Consider the following 19,892-nt stretch of genomic DNA (forward strand, 5'->3'; position numbering starts at 1 on the left):
GAGACGCCGGCTGTTTTAGAGCGCTACCGGCTTATTCCGCTGCTTCCGCTTTCGGCATTACAGACACGTACACGCGGCCATTGGCCTTCGTACGGTAGTTCACATTGCCGGCCGTAAGCGCAAAAATGGTGTGGTCCTTGCCGAGGCCGACGTTGGCGCCCGGATGCCACTGCGTACCGCGCTGACGCACGATGATGTTGCCTGCGATGACGGTTTCGCCACCGAACTTCTTCACGCCAAGGCGCTTGGATTCGGAATCACGACCGTTGCGCGATGAACCGCCAGCTTTTTTGTGTGCCATTGGTGTTCTCCTTTAAACCTAAAAGTCCCGTGATCTTACTTGGCAGCCACGATGTCCGTGATACGGACAACAGTGTGGTGCTGGCGATGGCCGCGCGAACGCTTCGAGTTCTGACGACGGCGCTTCTTGAAGGCGATGACCTTCTTGCCGCGGTTGTGCTCGACCACTTCGGCCTTGACGGAAGCGCCCTTGACGAAGGGAGCACCAATCGCAGCATCGGCGCCTTCGCCGATTACGAGGACTTCGGTGAATTCAATTGCGTCGCCAGCGGTTGCTTCAAGCTTCTCGATGGTCAGCACGTCGTTTGCCGCCACACGGTACTGCTTACCGCCGGTCTTGATGACTGCGAACATTTTTTATCCTTTCATGTTCGTTCCGGCTCGTGCCCGCCAATCAGCAGGTGGCCGTCTTTTTATCAGTCGAGGTTAAGCAGGGATTTCAAAGGCTTTGACCCAGAACTCTCGCTGCCGGTGATCTGCCTCGCGAGCGCGAAGCAGGCAAGGCGCGGACTTATCCACACCTATTGCGCAGCCGAGATACGCGAGCATAAAAAAACTGTCAAGGCAAAAGGATGAAAAGCTTTGAGATTTCGTCTTGCCAGCCCGTCATTCTGTCGCTATGTAGCCCCCCGCGCCGAATAAGCGCCGACCTGACCGCGGAGAGGTGGCAGAGTGGTCGAATGCACCGCACTCGAAATGCGGCATACCTGCAAGGGTATCGTGGGTTCAAATCCCACCCTCTCCGCCATAATCTATCATCCCGTCATATACTTATCGTTAAGCCGCTGCGGGCTGGCTCATGGTATTGCGCTAGTGTGCGACTGAGTCTTTGGTAGGGCCACGCTATAGGCGCGTCCCGGGTAGATATCACCGGGCGGGACGCCTCTCATTTAAAATCTCGGTTGCGATCAATTTTAGCGAAACTCGCATGGGTTTTGTAATTGACGTCATTTAGTTCACGCGGCAGTTTTGATGGAGCTTGATATTGTATGGCTGATGAAAAGGATTATCCGGCGGTTCTGGGAGCTAAAGCTTTCTCTGAAAATCTAACCGACCGTTATAATAGTCTAAAGTATGTATCCGACTACGCGGGTGCCCTAACCCGATTGGCTTTTCTGATCGCGGCCATCAATGTTATTTGGATCAGACTTGTATGGTCCGAGGGGGTTTTCGAGAATCATACGTGGATCTGGTATGTTGGCCTGGTTGCCGCCGCATTTTTATCTCTCCTGGCTCTGGCCCTTGCCCTATCCATGGTATCCCTTTCATGGGCGATTTTGTCGGACTGGCTGATTGGAAAACCTCCCAAGGTGCCCCACAACAGCTGTGTGAGAAAATTTGCGGTCGGAGCGCTGACCACTCTACTGGCGGTTCTTGTCCTGTCTGTAAGTGCGTGCTTGTTTGCCTTGTTCATATATCAAGCGCAAAAAATCTCTTGAGAGGTGGCTATAGCTTGCTTCCCGCAATAGTCCTCGGCTCTCCGCTCGGAGCATCATACGCGTGATCTTCAATAGTCGTTGGAGATCAAATGGCAATGATCCTGAAGCTCTGAAGACGCTGACAAGCTCAGGTTCGCCATGTCGCCGCCCTCATAGCTCGCTATTCGCTATTCGGCTTCCCAGTTCTGCTCCAGGCGGCGTCTCGCAAGCCGATTCTCTAGGGCTGTCTGTAGATGGGGATATCTATCGAGGACGATGCCTGCCGATAGAAACGCTCCCCTGACACGATCGGGCGTAACTATTGCGGGAATGGGCGTTCTCGAACCTCGAGCAAACCCATATGCGTCAGATATCAGACCATATATGACCGCCCACCCGATTGCATTTGAGATCGCAGTTAATTCATTTGCACTGGCTGGGGGTGGCTCATCAACGTAACAGGGCCGTAGTGTCCCGCGTGTCCTATTTCCACGCCGCGCATCGTAGACCTGAAAATGGCGGAGGATGTTCGCTAATCTTTCTTGTGAGATTGGGTCAGCATGTTGAATGCATTCCTTGTATGCGGGAAGCAGTTCTGCCGGTAACCGACGGAAATCTGTCGGTATTGGCGTGTCGTTTCCGATCGGGGCCGTATTGTTCGGAAAGAGGAGCAGTAGGTTATTTTGAGCTATCGCTGTGAACTCAGAAAGGATCCCCGGCAGGACCGCCTTTGCGGCGATGAGGGAATTCAGTCGTCGCTCATCTTCCAGGTCGTTGGTCTGTGCGATTTGGATGCGGTTACCTCGAAGGGCCACCCAAGCAGCAGCAATTGTAAGGGCTGCGACCACAAAGCTTCCGAAGACTCCAACCCAAGCCTCACTGCCGATCTTGAAGTCAATGAGAAGAAATAGAAAAAGGAAAAGGACTGTTGTTGAGAACATACCGTCGATAAATCGTCTAAGGGATGATAGTTCAGTTTCTCTTTTTTTGGGGTTCATTGATCGGCCTAGAATAATAGCGAAGAGATTGTTGTTCGGTTCGATGCTGATGCTGACGCTTCCACATCGTTTTTATCTATGAGCGCATGGAAGGACGATGAGCGCGCCCCTGTTCGAAAGAGACTGCGGACTTGGCGGGCATCAGCCCGGGAGTCAGCGGACTTTGCCCCATTTTTCGTGAGCGTTCTGCCGGTGCCTCGCTAAAAACTCATGGTGTTTCGGCTGCAGACCGACAACTTTTCGCTGCTCCAGATTGCGCAGACCGGCCCGTTCTAGCTCATCGTCACTTAGGCCTGCGACATTTTCCCATTTCCCAGTGGCGGAAAGGGTAATGAGATGAGCATCGAACGCCGCGTCGAACGCCGCAGACAGAAGAAGGCCATTATAAGGGTTTAGCCGTTCCTCCTCGGTCCCGGCGGCCCACCCAACAATATGAGACGCACGAAGCAATCGAAGTTCCTGTAGTCCTGTGGTGCAGCATCTGCCTGACCACATATCTATGAGCGACTGGCGAAATTGCCCCTGACCAATTCGGGCCTCGACCAATGCGCTCCGCGTCGTGGCCTTTTGCTCTTTTGTAGGGTCATCCTGGTCTTTTGCCGCTCTTTCTAGAGCGCGATCAAGCTCTCCTGGACGTTGTATCTCAAGAGCTATCCGAACTCGTTCAAAAAACTCCGGCGCATCTGCGCCGGGTAGCAGTGCTAAATAAACTTGATTTCCCTCTAGGACGCCGTCTTCGTTGACAAAGAATGGGCTGCGATGCGCTTTGTAGCGGAACAGCCCTTCGATCAAATCCGCCCTGGAGACTCGCCGATCGAAACGCACAAAATCGATAGGCAACGACCAACCAATGGAATTCCAGGTGTCGGTTTCAGGAAACGTCGCCGGCCTGACGCTGTCTGGTGTCGCGACGCTTTTTGCGATCGCTATCCCCTCAATAAATCCGTCTCGCGCTACGATTACGAATTCACCGGCTCTAACGTCTTGGATAATTGCCCAATGCCATTGCGGTGAACCTAGTGTTTGATCCTTGCGCACAGTCCTATTGGGGCACCATAAGACCCCGGCGTCCATTTGCGCTTTGAATCGTGCGCCAGTGTTTACCCACCAAATGCTCATCCCTGCCCCTGCAAATTCTCACTACTTTGTTGTTAACCGAGAATACAACCTCTAGGAGACGGTTCGGCTGACTTCAAGCTGATATTTGCCCCGGGATAATCCTTGGCTCCCTGGCGGGGGCATCCTACGCTTTTGATCAACGACATCGAATGAGGACCAGCGTGGCGACGATCAGAAGCTTAGAGGCCGCTGGCAAGCACAAGTGCCGCGACGCGGTATGAAACCGCGGGCAAAAAGCTTTGACAGCAAGGCGGAAGCAGAGAAGTGGGCAATCGCTTCGAGAGCAAATACCTCGGGCCGTTGCACGGTGAACGACCCGAGGCATTGCGTTATTTCTTCACAGTCTCGACAGTATGCGTGCGGGGCTTCGCTTTGGCCGTGGAGACCTTGGTAAAGCGACCGGTGACCGCGCTGCGGCCGATTTTCGTTGATTTAGCCACTCTGAATTCACCTCCTTCCGGCAAGTATCTGTTACTACCCTAGGAGACACGGAACGATCGCCGTCTCTCCAGTTAAGTTGCCGGAAAGTCTGGAGGTAGTTGTTTTGCTGGGGGGATTTCAGGGAACATCCGCCCCTTCATAACATCGGCAATGCGGCCGAAGTTCAGCCCTGCGTAATAGCCCGAGATCCAAGAGTATGGGATCTTCTTTATCCGAGCCAATTTGATGACCGGAACCATGTCCGGAGTCACCCTACGGTCGTGCATATCCTTTCCTTTCTAGAAAGGCTGTGACCGAATAACGGTTGACGAGATTCCCAAAATGAATCATGGTCAAATTGCAAATATGTCCGTTACGCGGTCATTGTTCTGACCCCAAACCATTTTGGGATCAGTTTTGAATCGAGGCGCACACGCCCCGGCTCCGACGCCCTTGTGGCGACTGCTGAAATAACCGGGTGGCTAGACCCCGTTAGATCAGGAAGCGGTTTACACATGGGAACTAACGCTTTTCGGAGGACTGCTGGCCCGGTCTACCTGCTTTCAGTCCTCCGAATTCATCTCATTTGATTCTTCCCTCTTTCACGTATTTTGACCACATGACGCGGGCAGCGGCAGGGTTCATGTTGCAGCCATCAGCCGCAGCGTCAGCATTAGCGAACAGGTGGACGTGTCGCGACGATAGCATCAACGTTCCAGCGAACTCATCCGCTTGCCATTCGCTATCTGTGTAAATCTTGTCCGTATCCTCTCGCGATCTCGCAAACTTGATATCCCGATGCATAAGGAAGTGTGCAAACTCATGACACGCGGTAAATCGATCGCGCCGATTTCCTCGGCATGCGCCTTCATAGACGTCTTCCCGAAAGATTATCGAATTTGAGCCGGCTAATACCCGACCCTCGTCGTCGCCCATCACCGCCGCCGTTTCGACGTCTATGAAGAAGTCGGGAAGGATCTTGTTAAGCTTGAATTCCAGAACCTCCATAATTGGAAACTCAACCTGGTCGTCGGAAACGAAAACGTCCCGAATCTTTTCCGCAAATCTCCGCAGCTTGTCGGTTGACATAGGGGGCACCACGATCCCCCGACGCTTCCGAAAGAATGGCAATTCCCCGCCGATCGACTTCAAGACAATTTTCTTCAAAGCCTCCATGAGATCGTTAGGAACGTCGTCAAGCTTGCGAGCAAATGCCGCGACTAGCTCGCGTTGTTCTCCGCGCAAGTTGTCGACTCTGACTTCTTTCCGAGTCTTCTCAGCAGCCCCACGCAGCCGACGGATCTCCTCGGCCGACAAATTCATCGCCTGTGAGATCTTGTGAAGATAGCCGTCCGGGATCTGTTTGCGCCCCGTCTCAATCGCGGAAACAAATGCTGTGCTCTGGTCGAGCTTCACAGCAAGGTCCAAGAGGCGCATGTCTCTGTCAAGGCGTAGCTTTCGAAGCTCGACGCCGAATGGCGTAAGCTTTGCCATGGCGAATCTCCTTACAATCGTTCTCTTGGACAGAAGAAACCATCCGCGGAGAAAAATCAACCCAAAAGGAAGAAAAGTATTTGTGTGCGGTTGAGGCACCTTAAGCGATCAACAACCAATTCGTCACAGGGCTTATCAGTCGGAGCCGCCCCTTGCGTGTTCGACGCTGGCTTTCGCATCGCCGCTTTTGACCACTCATATAACCGTCTCGATCTGTCGGTAGATTCCCATCCGGGAGAATCCTTGGCTCACCCGCCGGGGCGTCCTACGCAGGTCTTCAGCTGCAACTGGAGACAAACATGGCGACGATCAGAAAGCTTAGGGGACGCTGGCAGGCGCAGGTGCGGCGGCGAGGGATGAAGCCTCGCGCCAAAAGCTTTGACAGCAAGGCAGAAGCCGAAAAATGGGCGCGCGATCTGGAAACTCAGGTCGACCGCTTCGGCGCTGCTTCGGATACCAAGATCTTGGAGAGAACGACACTCGACGACCTGCTCAAGCGCTATAAGATCGAGGTATCTCCGACGAAACGCGGCGCCGTCCAGGAGATCCAGCGTATTGATGTGCTTCAGCGCCACGATATCGCACACCGGACGCTAATAGGGCTTTCTCAGCAGGATATGGCGTCGTTTCGTGATGAACGACTTCGTTCGGTAGCTCCATCAACCGCCGTCCGTGAAATGGCCATTCTTAGCCACGTTCTTGAAGTGGCGATCCGCGACTGGGGAATGCCGCTCGCAAAGAACGTCGTGAAGCTAGTGCGGCGTCCAGTGATACGGAACGAGCGCAGCCGCCGGCTTACCGGCGATGAGGAGCAGCGCCTGCTCGGCAGCTGCGAAGGCGGAAAGATCCCCTTTTTCAAAACGCTGCTCGTCTTAGCGATTGAGACCGGGATGCGTCGCAGCGAGATTCTCGGATTGCGATGGAGCGACGTCTCGCACAATCGCCGTGTAATCACGTTGACGATGACTAAAAACGGGTCTGGACGCGAGGTGCCGCTTTCACAGCGAGCATTCGATGCACTTACCGAATGGAAGACACTTGCCGAAGACGATCGGCCAATGGTTTTTCCGATGAAAGCTGGTTCCCTGGAGCAGGTCTGGCGCCGTCTCCTTGTTCGTGCCGAGATTAAAGGACTTCGGTTCCATGATTTGCGACACGAAAGCGTCAGTCGAATGTTCGAGCGTGGTTTGAACATGATTGAGGTAAGCAGCATCTCCGGTCACAAGGAGCTCCGGATGCTAAAGCGCTACACCCATCTCAGCGCAGATGACCTGGTCGGACGTCTCGGATAGATTATGTCCGCCAACACCCACACACGCATAGGGATGTTGCGAAAAGTTGACACTCTCTCTGTGATTGCGACAAAAGCGACAACTTTTGAGACCGCAAGCCACTGAGACGTCAACTTTTCATCCATTCTTGTGCTCAAGATCGCCAATTTGGTTGCGCTAAGTTGACAGAGCTTTACGTTTGGTTGGCACTTTTGCGCCGAAATCGTGGTTTTCCGAAAGTGTCAACTTGAGTGAAATCTAAAATACCCTTTAGCACCGGCGACACACCTGAGGGGCTGAGGTGGTCGGTTATGATTCATCTGAAACCGCGTGGAACAGAGTAACCGCTCGCTCACCACCATTGCCGGAAACCTTGGCTGGTCGCACCAAAAACGTATTCATCTGTCTATCCGGGGCGCTTTCAAGAATGACGTGCCGAGCGCGCTTGGCTAGCTCTTAGGTCAGGGTCATTGTCTCGAGGGACACCATTGCCCGATGGGATCTCACCTTCCGTCGCCAACGAGGACGTTGCGGATTTCGGCACCTTCCTTCTCTGTGCAGCCTGCTGGGCGCCGCTAACCTCCCTCACCGGCGAGAGCTGGGCTTCCTTACCGCAGACTTGGCGTCGCCGAAATCGAAGTCCTAGGGAAAATCAACAGACTCGATGGGGATGGCTTTTGCGTCCACCGTGGCCCGGCGACCAAACCTCCCATATCACGAAAATCGATAGAGGAGCTCGTAGGCGCGCTCGAGGCTGCTGCGAGTGCTGATCTGCGAAAAGAATCAACGATCGCGCCAGGGCGAATCCTCGAGTCACAGTCAGCGATCACACGTGACGGTGCTGGTCGCCGTGCGGCGTCGGTGCCGCGACCCACTGGCGAGTTTAGTGTGCGACGCGATGCATCCTCGTCATCCGGCATGTTGAACGCCTTCAGGTGACGCTCTACGGCGGAAGCGCGGAGCAACCCTCATCGGCCGGAGATGGGGTTCCGACCGGGAGCATAGCAACCGGGCCGGAACGCTCTCATGCCGGGAGGTTGCTATCGTTTGCAGTCTGGCTTGTCGTTCGCCGAAGCGGATCTTCAAAAGCGTGACCAAATAACCGTGACGTCTATATATGTATATATACATTCTTACTTACAAACTTATGGTAGCTAGAACGGTTTCTCCGTCACGTTTTAACAATCAGACCCCAAAACGCTGTTCTCGTCACTCTCTCGAGTGCCGGCAAACCAAGAAGCTTTCCCGGTCACGTAAAAAATAGTTCCGGCTATTTGTGCGTTCGCATGTAGCGGTTCGCTATAAAGAAAATGTGACGAAGAGCAGGAGACACTATTGCCTAGACCGAAGCTGAATATGACGATTGAAGAACGGAGGGTATACGACCGTCAGGAGGCAACCAAGCGCAAGCGTAAGCAGCGCGAGAACGAAGAGAAGTTGCGGACTGTCGTCATGACGCCTGAACTTGAAGAATTTGTTGATGAGCTGGTGTCGCTGCGGCTGGATGTTGCGTCGATGGCCCTGGCGATTTGGCAGAATGAGAACCGGCAGAAGTTTCCTTTGCTGGCGAAGCCTGAATATCGAGCGGGCGAAGAACAGGCGGCCTTCACCGCGCGCTCGAAGCGCTGGGAGCGCTGGGGGCTTATTCGCATGTTCGCAACAAACGCCATAGCCCGATACAAAGGCCGCGATCGCAAGAAGCGCTTTGACGACAAGGAAGCAAAAACGGCCGCTGAACTTGGCATGACCGTCGATGCCTTTCGCAAGCACAAGCGCGGTCAGAAGCTCGCGGAAAAGATGGCGCAGATCGCGGCGAACCACTACGTGGTGTAATTAAGGAAACTGAAAATGCTGAGCGAAGAATTGAAGATGCGCGTCAGGATGATGGCTGAAAAGTATCGCCAGCGCGAACTGGATTTTCTGGAAATGCTTGGGAAGATCCCGAACCACGTGCCGGTGCCGCGGAAGCCTCGGATCCGAGTAAAGGCGATTTCTCAGGCTTGGTCGCGGCCGACCGAGTCATAGTCCCGGATCTCGGGGGAGGAGCACACTTCGCTTCATTCCCCGCAAGAGAGTGCGGGAGTGAACCTTGTAGCGCTCGGCGAGGTCGTCGAGCGAGACCTTGTCGATCATGAAGGCGTCTCTCGCCTCGAGGATCTGCTTCGGCGTGAGCGCAGGCGGCCGGCCGATGAAGCTTCCCCTGGACCGCGCGGCAGACATTCCCGCCTTTGTGCGTTCGCTGATGATGGAGCGCTCGAATTCGGCCATCGCCGCCATAATGTGAAACGTCAGCCGGCCGCCGGACGTAGATGTATCAATGGCCTCATTGAGCGAACGGAATTCGACCTCTCGTTTTCCAAGATCGTTGATGACCTGGATCAGGTCTATCAGCGACCGGCCCAGCCGATCGAGCCGCCACACTATCAGCATGTCGCCGCTCTGCACTGTGCTCAGCGCTTCAACAAGACCAGGCCGATCGAAAGTCGAGCCCGAAACTCCCTGGTCGGTGAACACGAGCTCACAGTCATCCGCTTCCAGCGCTTTCAATTGGAGGTCCAGGTGCTGCTCGTTCGTTGAGACCCGAGCGTATCCAATTTTCCGCATCACATGCCTACAATTCCATGACGTTCCAGCGGGCATAATACCCGGTAACCCATTGACTTAAAGGAACCTTTTTGTCCGGCGCGGGGTTTTCTGTAGGCCGTTGAAGCGACCTGAAAAGAAACAGTGGCTTATGGCGGGCCGGATTCGTGAGAGCGAGCTATGGGATAAAGGTTCCCTTTTGTCGGCGTGATAACAGCAGAAAACCGTATGAGATCCGTCATCACAATTGCCGCCATTGCGACGCTCATCTGTTCGGTCTCGATCGCCAACGCTGGAAGCGCCGATGTTTTTCTCTTCATTGATGCCGGCACCGTGGAGACCAAAATCGAGGGGCTGGACGTCCGCCTAGGAGGAGAACTCACCGACAAGGACCAGACTGAGCGGGATTTCATGCGCCGTCCACGTTTCAGGATTAGCTGCCAGGATGGTGGTCGGCAGCTCCTCTTCATAGACACGGCCGACGACCTGGACCCGTGGCCCGATCTCAAGAGCGACGCATCGATGGATGCCGACGCAAAGCTCGTGTCACAGACCGGTGCTTTCGAACCGCTTGCCACGCGACTTAGAGCTTATCGAGTAAACGACCTTTTGACACTCGCTGTGGACATCACCGGTCGAGCCGCAGAGATCGTTCAAACATGGGCGCAGGGTCTCCCAATCAAATTGACGAGCTCGCCGGGTAATGCGTTGTCGAACTTGAATCTCGTGGTCTTCCCCGGTGAAAACAATGCTCGTTTCCGCACCGAGGTCAGCACTGCCGCAAAGGCGTGTGCGTTATTGTCCGGTTCTTGACCTCGACGCTTCGACATTACCCAGGTTGGTGTCGCGATGAAGTGCATCCTGGGCCACAGTGCGCCTGCTCACGGCTCATTGAATTATCCCGTCGTGCATCGTCGCCCAATCGATAGAGAGACTCGCTGGCGCGTTTGGCATGTTGGACGCTGCGACGCAACGTTAGATCGCGTGGTGCGAGCCAGCAAGCTTCCGTGAGTCAAAGAACGCATGTTAGCTGGCGGTCTTCCGGCTCTGCGACTTCAAACGGATTCGGAGAGGTTTGCCATCAAGCTGGTCGAGCTCGAAGGCCCCAGTCTTTCGGATAAGATCGCTCAGCTTGCGAAAGCCGTAAGTTCTCGGATCGAAGTCTGAAGCCAGATTGGCGAGTTGGGTTCCGACCGCTCCAAGCGTCACCCATCCATCCTCGCTCTCCATCTGCGCGAGGACCTTCTTGATGATCGGAGTGGCCGCACTCGGTGGCTGAAGCGACTTCAAACCGCCGCCGTCGTCATCGCTCTGGGGTGCCGTGGTCGGCAGTAGGTTCTCCGTGTAGATAAATCTACGACATGCTTGCCGAAAGCTTTCAGGCGTCTTCTGTTCGCCAAAGCCGAAGACGTCGACGCCCTGCTCGCGGATACGCGATGCGAGGCGCGTGAAGTCGCTATCGGATGAGACCAGGCAGAAACCATCGAAGCGTCCGCTGTGCAGCAGGTCCATCGCATCTATCACAAGGGTGATGTCGGACGCGTTCTTTCCGGTCGTGTAGGCGAACTGCTGCTGCGGAATGATCGCATGCTTTGCGAGCACATCGATCCAGGCCTTTGAGCGTGCGCTAGCGAAGTCGCCATAGATCCGACGGACGCTCGCCTCGCCGATCTTCGCTATTTCCTCGAACAGGCCGTCGACGATCTTGGCTGACGCATTGTCGGCGTCAATCAAGACGGCAAGTCGTGGTAAGCGGGGTTCAGCTGGCATTGTGCGGCTCCAATTTTTCCCACCCAAGCATATGCTCATTCTGATCGAGCCAGGCTTTCCTCGTCTCCCAGTCCGGCAATATCGAGCCGACGAGCTGCCAGAACTCCGGATCGTGGTTGCGATACCGGAGGTGGCACATCTCATGGACGACGGCATATTCGAGAACCGGCTTCGGCGCGAAGATCAGGTGCCAGTTGAGATTGATTTGCCGATCCTGGCCGCAACTGCCCCACATGTGCTTCTGGTCCTTGATCTGGATGCCGAGCGGCTTCGGGCCTTGGCTTTCGCCGTGGCGCCGAACGAATTCGCGTGCGTCGTCTCGCACGCGACGCTTCAGCCACAGTCGCAGAGCGCTCTCAATCACGGCATCGGCGGAGTCGGGCGTGAGATGGGCAGGCTTCCGGATAAGGAACCCGCTTCGATAGCTGACCTCGACGAGGGAGCCGTCGAAGGGCTCGATCGTCAGCTTGGTCATCCGGCCACGATACGGAATCTTGGCACCTGTCACGAAACCGTAGACGCGCACTTGGGCCTTGGCGCGCGTCTTCATATGTCGGGCTGTCTCCAAGATCCAGGCGCGGCGACGATGTAGCACGGCCTCGATCTGGCTCTCGGTGGCGTCCTGCGGCACAAGCAACTCAAAAGACTGAGGCGTGACGGTCAGGCTCGCCTTCTTCGCCGTCGGCGAGCGTCGCAGGGAATAATCGAGCTCGGTCTCGCCGATCCGGAATACGGGCATGATCAGTCGTCCACGAAGTGCTTCAAGGCATAGGCCTCGACCTGGTCCGGAATATCCTTCAGCTGCGTGAGGCCGGCATGGTGTGCCATCGAGCGCACCTGCTGACGCAGGTTCTTCTTCAGCCCGTCCTTCTCCCACCAGCCATTGGGCGCCGTCTCCGGGCTCGTGTAGAGCCCCTCAAGCCTAATGGCGAGATCTTCGGCCCCATCCACGGCGCCGAATGTTGTAAGGATCCGCATCACCCCATAGGCGCCAGGTGACAGTCCTGCGTTGACATGTGCCGCGTCCTCGGCGGCTATGTCCTTTGCCAGCTCTTCGGCAGCCTTGAGCTTGTCTGCCCAACCCAGCTGCGCGCTCTCCAGGCGTTCGAGCAACTGCCGCAGCCGCTCGGAGAACTTGCCATATTGATGAGGGCTGTCGTCGATCCGTTCGCTGACGGTTTTCCGCAGCTCGGTGGTCTTGCGGATCGCCGCGGTCATCAGGTCTTCGTCGGTCTTGCCCTCGATGTCGAAATCTTCCCAGAAGTCAGGATCGGTAATGTGGCGCAGCTTCACGGTGACGCTCAGCCCCGTTGCCTTGAGATGCGTGTCGAGCATCTCGCGGATCTTCTGGCTGTAGTTCATCTGGTCGAAGGCCTGGCGCTTCTCGAAATGCTGGGTGCCATAGAGCAGGAACGTCGCCACCCATTTCAGATCCTGGGTGAACTCGAGCACGCTCGGGTCCGGGCTCAGCGTCTCGTAGAGCGCGATGAAGCTACGTGCACGAGCCTTGAACTCGAACCACTTGTCCTCGCTGCCCAGCGCCTTGACGAAGGCATCATACTCCTTCTTCAGGCCGGCCTTGTCAGCGGCAGCTCGCTTGATCGGCTTCAACATCACGACCACGGCGGCATGCGCCGTGCGCAGCTGGCTGCGCAGATCGTCGAGATCGCGCATGGCATTCTTCACATCGTCGGCGCGGTAGCTGGCCAGCGCCTCCTCGAGATGACCCGACACGCCAATGTAGTCGACAATCAGACCGTTGCGCTTCTTGGCGTCGGAGACACGGTTGGTGCGCGCGATCGCCTGCAGCAGTCCATGCTCCTTCAGCGGCTTGTCGAGATACATCACGCTCTCGATCGGGCAATCGAAGCCAGTCAGCAGCTTATCGCAAACGATCAGGAACTGCGGATCGTCGCCTTTGCGGCCGAAGGCCTTTTTCGCCAGCTTCTCTGCCTCGGCATCCACATAATTGGCCCTCAATTCCTCGCGGATCACCTGCTTTACCGGGTCTTCGCTCGGCTTGCCGTCTTCCTGGTTGATCGAATAGACGCACGCAGACATCGCATCGGCTCGCGCAAGAGCTTCAACAGCATCCACGCCCTCGGCCTGCAATTCGTCAGCGATCACCTGGGTCAGAGCCCGCTTGAAGAGGATCACCGCCTCGCGATCGATGGCGACAATCTGCGCCTTGAAACCATCTGGCTGGGCATAAGCCTTGAAATGGGTCCAGATGTCATAGGCGATCAGTTCGATCCGGCGCGGATGTTTGACGAGGTCCTCAAGGCGGACGCCGTGCTTCTTGATCTCGTTGAGCTTGTCGTCATCCAGCTCGGCAAACCAGGTGTCGAACAGTATGTCGATCCTGGCCTCGTCGACATGCCAGTCGGTCTTGCGGCCGGTATAGTAGATCGGCACCGTGGCGCCATCGGCCACGGCATCGTCGATGCCATATTTGTCGAGATAGCTCTCGCCGGCCACGCCAAAGTTTCGATAAGTGTCCTTGTCGTCCTTTTTGACAGGTGTGCCGGTGAAGCCGAAGAAGCGGGCATTAGGCAGCGTGGCGCGCAGATAGGCGCCGAGATCCTTTTCCTGGGTGCGGTGGGCTTCGTCCACCATCACGATCCAGTTTTCGGAATTCGGGATTGCCTGCTTCGAGCCCTGGAACTTGAAGATAGTCGAGAGCGCCGTGTGTCCGTCTTTGCCGCTGCCTATCAGCGCTTGCAGATCTTTGATACTCTCGATCGGCGTCGGATTCGGCAGGCCGCAGGCGATGAACGTGCCGCTGATCTGGCTGTGCAGGTCGACGCGGTCGGTCAGCACCATGATATTGGGGTTGGCCAATGCCGCGGACTGGATGGTCCGGTGCGTCTTCAGTTTCAGCGCTGCGAATACCATGGTCAAGGATTTGCCGCTGCCCTGGGTGTGCCAGATCAGCCCCTGTCGGTGCTTTCCGTCGATCACACGTTCGACGATACGGTTAACGGCGCGGAACTGCTGGTAGCGGCAGATCTTCTTGATCGTGCCGTCCTCGGTCTTCTCGAACACTGTGTAGTGGGCGATGAGATCGAGCAGCCGCGGCGGCTCCAGCAGGCACCAGAGGCCCTTGGCGAGCGTATCGGGGAAATCGGCGTCCAACTTTGGCCAGGGATCACGCCATTCGGCATAATATTTCGAGCTGGAGCCGGTCGCGCCATAGAGCACCAGGGCGCCACCATCAGTGACGATGTTGAAGACATTGGAGAAGAACAGGCGTGGAATGTCCTGCTCATACTGTTTGATCTGCTCGAAGGCCTCGCCGGTCTTGTCCTTGATGTTGAGTGGGCTCTTGGCCTCGATCACCACAAGCGGGATACCGTTGACATAGACGACGACATCGGGCTTGCGCGTCTTCTCCGCCTTCACCCTGAGCTGATGGGTGACGGTGAAGGTATTGTTGTTTGGATCGAGAAAATCGATCACCCTCAGCGTCAGTCGCGTGTCATGGCCGGAGACCTTGCGGCTGTAGTCGCCACGCAGCACCTTCAGCCAGGCCTCATTGTCGTTGATCGCGGCCAGCTCGCCATAGGCGGCCTCGGCAGAGGCGCGGTCGATGCCGTTGATCCGCATCAGCGCCTCGATCAGATGCGGCCGAAACAGCACCTGGTTTTCGCTATCCCGCAGTCCGGCATGCTCCGCCGGTGCCACGAAGCCATAGCCCATGGCCCGCAAATGCTCGATCGTCGGGCGTTCGGCGAAATGCCATTCGGGACCGTGGCTCATCGGCAGCTCACTCCGCCGCTATGGTCAGTGCGTCGGTGACGCGCTTGCGGCCGGTGAGAAGGTCGGACATCAGGGCGGATTTCGCCTCCAATAGAGAAAGCAGTGAACGTTCAGAGCTTCGCAAACCTGCTTCAATGTCCTCAATGCGATGGGCTAATAGCTGTTGCTCCTCTACCGGAGGTAATGGCACCCGGATCTTCTTCAATGAGCCTAGGGTAAGCTCTTGAAACGTGGAGCCCTTGATTTCACGTTTATATTGTCTTTCAGACTGTGGGGAGCGCAGTGCCCACAGAAGAAACTCGCTTATGATCCGTCCCCCGCAAGCAATTCTGGCGGTTCCTTGCGTGAGATTCGCACCTATTAAGGACTCTGGTGTCCTCAGAACATGCCCAACTTTCCCTCTGAGGGCGAACACAATGTCGTCACGCTGCAACTCTGATCGAAGATACTTGCTTGCTATTTCGGGAGACGTTCGAAGCACGCTCCCTTCGTCGATCTGATATTCCCCCATATCGCTTACCCGGATGTAGGGAACACCTTCAGGGTAATCCGGTCCAGCCTGGACGATCCCATAAGTGATTTTCCGGTCCGGTGGAGTGATGCCATCCAATTCGACAACCCCCCACCCCTCCGGGATCTCCCCGATCTCCGTCTGCTTGAAGCGCGTGTGGCCGATGCCTTTGGTGAGCAGGCGCTCCAGCACGCCCTGCTTGACCTTTCTGGTCTGCTCGATCACCGCCCGCGTTGCAGCAATGGCTCCATCAACGCTGGACAGGATCTCGGCGACGCGGCGTTGTTCGTGGAGTGATGGGAGATGGATCTTAAAGTCCAGCCAGCGCTCGCAATCAAAGATCATTTTCTCAACATCAACGCCTACGCTTGCGTGGAAGCATGTCTGCTGAAAGTAGATCGAGTGACTGAGGTAGGCCAAGAATTCGAGCAAGAGCTTCGAATTCGGTCTAAGCACCGAATATTCGTTCGACACGACAGCGCCGTCGAGGGCAGGAGGAACGATGCCGCAGCCTCCGTGGATAATCTGACGGTTCGACATCAGAAAATCGTCTCGCGCGATCTGGAACTGCGTCTTCGTGAGGACGTCGCGACCCAGGAGGCGGCTACGTGCCACCACGCCACCGCGCGAGCGTTTCGCCGTGACAAGCTGATATTCCACATCATCGTTGAGATTGACCGGCCGTTCCACGACTTCCAGAACATCGCCGAATGTCACGGTCGTCCACCCAGGTGGGCAGGGGGGAAGGATGGGCTTGCCCGGTTGGACACTGGCCGGGAACAATGAACTACGCGCCATAGCCGAGCTCTCGCAGGTGCATGTCCAACACGGCTTCTGCATCGTTCCGCTCGGCACGCAGCTCTAGCAGTTTGGCATATTCCGTCGCTATGTCTGCCGTGTCTTTATCGCTTCCCAAATCCACGTATTGCGGAATGTTCAGACTGAAATTGTTGCCCTCGATTTCAGCATAGTCCGCGACGTAGGAGAATTGCTCAATGACTTTAAAGCCGTTCAGGCAATCCACGATATGACCAAGGTTTTCCGTCGTCAGCAGGTTCTGCTTCTTGCCCGCGATGAATTCGTCGGCCGCGTGGATGAACAGCGTCTTGCCCTTGCGCGCCGCCGACTTCTGTTTGCGCAGGATCAGGACGCAGGCCGGAATGCCCGCGCCATAAAACAGGTTGGGTGCAAGGCCAATGACCGCCTCGACCAGATCATCCTTGATCAGCCCCTCGCGGATCTTACCCTCCGCGCCGCCGCGAAACAGCACACCATGCGGCAGCACCACGCCGCAGACGCCGTCTTCCTTCAGGCTCGCCACCATATGCTGCACGAAGGCGAGGTCGCCGTAAGATTTCGGCGGGCAGCCATAACGGTCGCGGCCATAGGCATCGCCCTTCGACCACATATCATGCCCCCAACTCTTCAGCGAAAACGGTGGGTTGGCCAGCACCCGGTCGAAGGTGCGGATGGCCTTCACGCTATCGCCCGTCAGATGTTTCGGCTCCAAGAGCGTATCGCCGCGCGCCACAGCTGCGTCGTCGATATCATGCAGGAACAGGTTCATCTGGCAGATGGCCCAGGTGTTGAGGTTTCGCTCCTGGCCGAACAGCGACAAGCTCTTCGGGTTCTTGCCCTGCCGCTCTAGGTGATGCACCGCCTCCAAGAGCATGCCGCCCGAGCCGCAGGTGGGGTCATAGATCGACATGCCTTCTTCGGGCTTCAGGCATTCGACGATCAGCCGGACGACCATCTTGGGCGTGTAGAACTCGCCCCCCTTCTTGCCGGCATCATCGGCAAATTGCGCGATGAGATATTCATAGGCCTGGCCCAGCACGTCCGGCTCTACATCTAAGTTGCGCAGGCGATAGGTCTCGAAATGCTGGAGCAGCTTTTCCAGCCTGGCATCTGGAAAGCGCTCCTTGTTGTTGAAGTCGACATCCTGGAAGACGCCGCGCAGCTTCATGTTCGCATCTTCAATGGCGCGGAAGGCGGCGTTCAGATGCGTGCCGATGTCGGTCGTGTGCTTGCGCACATCCCTCCAGAAATGGCCCTTCGGTATATCGAAACGGTGCTCGTCCGGATCGGCAGCGAGATCCGCGTCGCGATAGCGCGCCAGCCTCTCTTCATACTCTTCTTCCCAGACATCCGAGAGGCGCTTGAAGAAGAGGAGACCGAAAATGTAGTGCTTGTAGTCGCCGGAATCGATCGATCCCCGCAAGATATCCGCCGCCCGCCAGAGATGGGTTTCCAGCTGCGAGAGGGTGAGTGTGGTCATCATTCAAATCCAAATATCTGTGCGGGCAGTCGAAAATGCATTACGCGGCAATCTCCTGTGAGATCCCCGCTTCGTCCAGCCACTCGTTCCAGGCATACAGAAAATTGCGGAAGTCCTTGGTCGAGATTCTTAACAACCGCAGCGCTTCGGTGACGGGCTGCGGAACCACAATTCTCTTGGTGCTTTCATCAAAAAATGGCTCAGGGCGTGATTGCTTGGCGCTGACAAAAAGCAACATCTCAGCAGTCGAGCGCGAAGTGTATCCATTCTCGTCGAGATACATCACACCTCCGTGCGCCAGCGAGTTCCGCAAGCAAGACACGAACTGATCCATGGACATATGTTGTGCGGCCTGTTGACTGGGCCCGCCACTTAATAGGTCCGCTACATCGTCTGGGATCCCTTTTGAGGTTGGGAACACTTCAGCCTTAGGTATGAATGACCAACTGAATTCTGCTAGTTGAGCATTGTCACGCAGACTTCGTCCGCGGATCTTCTTCCGGAGAGCCTCGCTTACTTTCGGCGATAGCTGGCGATCATCTGTATAGCCTACCACCTCGTCGCCCAAATGTTTCACAATGCGCTCGATCGGTAAGAGTATCATCTGAGATGCCAGCGCAATAAGAAGCGTAGTATCCAATGGCCCACCATATCGACGGGCATGCGCTTCGTTTACTGCAATCTGTTTCTCACATGCATCAAGCAGAGCAAGGCAGCGTGTCGGAATGTCCAAGCTATACTGTAGTGGTATCCCCATCGTTTCCCCCCAAGCGGTATCGTCATAAGCTATGAATGCGAAAACATCCATCATCGGGTTTGATTCTGCGTGGACCGACAATCCCAAAGCTCCCGGGGCAATATGCGTCATCCGTCTGGATCATGGCCGCATCGATCTTCATCTTGCGCCTAGGCTTGCCTCGTTTGCGGAAGCGCTCTCTGTTATCAAAGACGAGACAGATGAAGCGCGAAAGTGTGTGATAGCTCTCGATCAGCCGACGATAGTTCCGAACCTTACCGGCTCGCGCCCGGTCGACAAAGTAGCGGGGTCGTTAATTTCCTGGATCGGAGGCGGCGTCCAGCCTGCAAGCCGGGCGAAAATAGGTATGTTTGATGACGCTGCACCAATCTGGACCTTCAAGGAGGCTTTGGGTGCGGCAGAGGATCCTGAGCTGGCACGAATTGCGCCGAGCGGCACGTTCCTGCTCGAAGTCTTCCCGGCTTTGGCGCTCGCAGCAGTCGAACGCGCTTTTTGTTCTCGGCTAGCAGCCCCGAAATACAACCCCGCCAACCGCAAGCGTTTCAAGCTCACGGACTGGCAGGCGGTCGTTGAGGCAGTCCGTCGCTTCGGTTCATCAGCCTCTTTGCGGCACCTGGATGAATGGTGCTCGATCGCGGCGAGACACGAGACGCCGAGCAAGAGCGATCAAGACAAGCTTGACGCATTGCTATGTGGTCTGATCGGGCTGCATTGGATGGTCGCACCTCGCGATCAATCGGTGATGATCGGAGATTTGCGGCGTGGCTACATGATCTCGCCGGCGATCGGCGGCGTTCATGAGCGTCTGATTGCGGCTGCAAAGCTTCGAGGCGTTCCTCTTTCTTGAGACGGCACGCTTCGGCCACATCGCCGGTGCCGGAACACAAATTGCCAGCCCGTCATTCTGTCGCTATGTAGCCCCCCGCGCCGAATAAGCGCCGACCTGACCGCGGAGAGGTGGCAGAGTGGTCGAATGCACCGCACTCGAAATGCGGCATACCTGCAAGGGTATCGTGGGTTCAAATCCCACCCTCTCCGCCATTTTCCCCAATTAGCTGCCTTGTTGTGGTTTTCTCTAACTCCGGCGGCGGAGCCCGTCTTGGTAACGAGTCGGATCCAGCGCGTGAAGTGCGCCCGGCGACCATGCTCGCGGCGACCGCGTGAGCTGCACGCTGAATGGCACCGCTCACGCCAACATGCATGCGCCAGCAGAA

17 protein-coding genes and 2 tRNA genes are annotated in these 19,892 nt (G+C 56.2%); 8 read left to right on the plus strand and 11 right to left on the minus strand.

The features are described from left to right. Positions 1–31: 31 nt before the first annotated feature. Both rpmA and rplU read right to left on the minus strand, forming a co-directional pair. Positions 32–301, minus strand: a complete 270-nt coding sequence (rpmA, locus tag AF71_RS14770) for a 50S ribosomal protein L27 (RefSeq protein ID WP_018855954.1) — start codon at positions 299–301, stop codon at positions 32–34. Between the two features lie 35 nt (positions 302–336). After that, positions 337–654: a 50S ribosomal protein L21 gene (gene rplU / locus AF71_RS14775; protein WP_007528566.1), complete on the minus strand. Its 318-nt coding sequence runs from the start codon at positions 652–654 to the stop codon at positions 337–339. Positions 655–958: 304 nt separating this feature from the next. Here rplU and AF71_RS14780 point away from each other — a divergent pair. Together AF71_RS14780 and AF71_RS14785 are read left to right on the plus strand one after the other, a co-directional pair. Then, positions 959–1,048 (plus strand) — tRNA-Ser (locus tag AF71_RS14780). A 241-nt stretch (positions 1,049–1,289) separates the two neighbouring features. Beyond that, positions 1,290–1,739 (plus strand): hypothetical protein, encoded by a 450-nt coding sequence (locus AF71_RS14785; RefSeq protein ID WP_169681859.1) that lies wholly within the window; start codon positions 1,290–1,292, stop codon positions 1,737–1,739. 1,130 nt (positions 1,740–2,869) lie between these two features. Here the strand turns inward: AF71_RS14785 and AF71_RS14790 are convergent. After that, positions 2,870–3,835: an HNH endonuclease gene (locus AF71_RS14790; protein WP_169681861.1), complete on the minus strand. Its 966-nt coding sequence runs from the start codon at positions 3,833–3,835 to the stop codon at positions 2,870–2,872. A gap of 1,002 nt (positions 3,836–4,837) precedes the next feature. Further along, positions 4,838–5,749: an XRE family transcriptional regulator gene (locus AF71_RS14795; RefSeq protein WP_169681864.1), complete on the minus strand. Its 912-nt coding sequence runs from the start codon at positions 5,747–5,749 to the stop codon at positions 4,838–4,840. Between the two features lie 299 nt (positions 5,750–6,048). On the opposite strand from AF71_RS14795, the gene AF71_RS14800 reads away from it, so the two are divergent. The 3 genes from AF71_RS14800 to AF71_RS14810 all read left to right on the plus strand — a co-directional run bounded on the left by AF71_RS14800 (position 6,049) and on the right by AF71_RS14810 (position 9,045). After that, positions 6,049–7,041 (plus strand): site-specific integrase, encoded by a 993-nt coding sequence (locus tag AF71_RS14800; protein ID WP_169681866.1) that lies wholly within the window; start codon positions 6,049–6,051, stop codon positions 7,039–7,041. Positions 7,042–8,376: 1,335 nt separating this feature from the next. Beyond that, complete coding sequence (locus AF71_RS14805; protein ID WP_169681868.1) at positions 8,377–8,853, plus strand: hypothetical protein; 477 nt, start codon at positions 8,377–8,379, stop codon at positions 8,851–8,853. A gap of 15 nt (positions 8,854–8,868) precedes the next feature. After that, a complete protein-coding gene (locus tag AF71_RS14810) occupies positions 8,869–9,045 on the plus strand; it encodes a hypothetical protein (protein ID WP_169681870.1) in 177 nt (58 codons plus the stop codon). Here AF71_RS14810 and AF71_RS14815 read toward each other — a convergent pair. Then, positions 9,040–9,624 carry a recombinase family protein gene (locus AF71_RS14815; protein ID WP_169681872.1) on the minus strand — a complete coding sequence of 195 codons (585 nt, stop codon included), beginning with the start codon at positions 9,622–9,624 and terminating at the stop codon, positions 9,040–9,042. The two genes, AF71_RS14810 and AF71_RS14815, sit on opposite strands and share 6 nt — an antisense overlap. A gap of 207 nt (positions 9,625–9,831) precedes the next feature. Between AF71_RS14815 and AF71_RS14820 the strand changes: the two genes are divergently transcribed. Next, the gene (locus tag AF71_RS14820; protein WP_169681874.1) at positions 9,832–10,416 is read left to right on the plus strand and encodes a hypothetical protein; all 585 of its coding nucleotides are present in this window, start codon (positions 9,832–9,834) and stop codon (positions 10,414–10,416) included. Positions 10,417–10,629: 213 nt separating this feature from the next. On the opposite strand, the gene AF71_RS14825 is transcribed toward AF71_RS14820, so the two are convergent. From AF71_RS14825 to AF71_RS14850, 6 genes are all read right to left on the minus strand, one after another. Next, positions 10,630–11,373, minus strand: coding sequence for an NYN domain-containing protein (locus AF71_RS14825; protein WP_169681875.1), 744 nt, complete (start codon positions 11,371–11,373; stop codon positions 10,630–10,632). Continuing rightward, positions 11,363–12,112, minus strand: a complete 750-nt coding sequence (locus AF71_RS14830; RefSeq protein ID WP_169681877.1) for a SprT family zinc-dependent metalloprotease — start codon at positions 12,110–12,112, stop codon at positions 11,363–11,365. Before AF71_RS14830 ends, AF71_RS14825 begins: the two co-directional genes overlap by 11 nt. Before the next feature lie 2 nt (positions 12,113–12,114). After that, on the minus strand, positions 12,115–15,132 hold the full coding sequence (locus tag AF71_RS14835) for a type I restriction endonuclease subunit R (protein ID WP_169681879.1): 3,018 nt from the start codon (positions 15,130–15,132) through the stop codon (positions 12,115–12,117). A 7-nt stretch (positions 15,133–15,139) separates the two neighbouring features. Continuing rightward, positions 15,140–16,360, minus strand: coding sequence for a restriction endonuclease subunit S (locus AF71_RS14840; protein ID WP_169681881.1), 1,221 nt, complete (start codon positions 16,358–16,360; stop codon positions 15,140–15,142). Between the two features lie 70 nt (positions 16,361–16,430). After that, positions 16,431–17,921 (minus strand): type I restriction-modification system subunit M, encoded by a 1,491-nt coding sequence (locus AF71_RS14845; protein WP_169681882.1) that lies wholly within the window; start codon positions 17,919–17,921, stop codon positions 16,431–16,433. A 40-nt stretch (positions 17,922–17,961) separates the two neighbouring features. Next, positions 17,962–18,789 carry a hypothetical protein gene (locus AF71_RS14850; protein ID WP_169681841.1) on the minus strand — a complete coding sequence of 276 codons (828 nt, stop codon included), beginning with the start codon at positions 18,787–18,789 and terminating at the stop codon, positions 17,962–17,964. On the opposite strand from AF71_RS14850, the gene AF71_RS14855 reads away from it, so the two are divergent. Both AF71_RS14855 and AF71_RS14860 read left to right on the plus strand, forming a co-directional pair. After that, positions 18,710–19,525 carry a DUF429 domain-containing protein gene (locus AF71_RS14855; RefSeq protein ID WP_169681884.1) on the plus strand — a complete coding sequence of 272 codons (816 nt, stop codon included), beginning with the start codon at positions 18,710–18,712 and terminating at the stop codon, positions 19,523–19,525. The two genes, AF71_RS14850 and AF71_RS14855, sit on opposite strands and share 80 nt — an antisense overlap. Before the next feature lie 104 nt (positions 19,526–19,629). After that, positions 19,630–19,719 (plus strand) — tRNA-Ser (locus AF71_RS14860). Positions 19,720–19,892: the final 173 nt, after the last annotated feature.

The sequence above is a fragment of the Rhizobium sp. 57MFTsu3.2 genome (assembly GCF_012932765.1).
GTDB classification, from domain to species: Bacteria; Pseudomonadota; Alphaproteobacteria; order Rhizobiales; family Rhizobiaceae; genus Rhizobium; species Rhizobium altiplani.